Genomic DNA, 509 nt, shown 5'->3' with positions numbered 1-509 from the left:
GATCGCCAGCAACCTGCATTCGCTGTTCAACATCACCAAGCAGGTGGTCGACGGCATGACCTCGCGCGGCTGGGGGCGCATCGTCAACATCGGCTCGGTCAGCGCACACAAGGGCCAGATCGGGCAGATCAATTTCGCCACTGCCAAGGCGGCAATGCATGGCTTCAGTCGCGCGTTGGCGCAAGAGGTCGCCTCGCGCGGGGTCACCGTCAACACCACCTCGCCCGGCTATATCGCCAGCGCCTCGATCAGCAGCTTTCCCCCGGATGTGCTCGATCGCCTGGCCACCTCGGTGCCGGTGCGCCGGCTCGGCAAACCGGCCGAAGTTGCCGGACTGTGCGCCTGGCTCGCCTCCGATGAGGCCGCCTATGTCACCGGTGCCGATTACGCGGTGAATGGCGGGCTCTACACGGGCTAAGCGAGCGCACAACCGACGGCCGTTGCGCTGTACGCACAACACGCTCTCGCCGCGCACCTCTGCATGTCCCGCTGCCCACCTGCCCCGCACG

At 66.6% G+C, this 509-nt stretch carries 1 protein-coding gene; it reads left to right on the top strand.

Annotated elements, in window-relative coordinates:
• Positions 1-418: SDR family oxidoreductase (locus tag CSC70_RS14460; RefSeq protein ID WP_162457241.1), on the top strand; the 418-nt coding region annotated here is incomplete at its 5' end.
• Positions 419-509: the final 91 nt, after the last annotated feature.

The organism is Pseudoxanthomonas kalamensis DSM 18571 (genome assembly GCF_010211745.1).
Classification (GTDB): Bacteria; Pseudomonadota; Gammaproteobacteria; order Xanthomonadales; family Xanthomonadaceae; genus Pseudoxanthomonas_A; species Pseudoxanthomonas_A kalamensis.
Note: the sequence above shows the minus strand (reverse complement) of the source record. Positions and strands in the feature narration are given on the sequence as shown.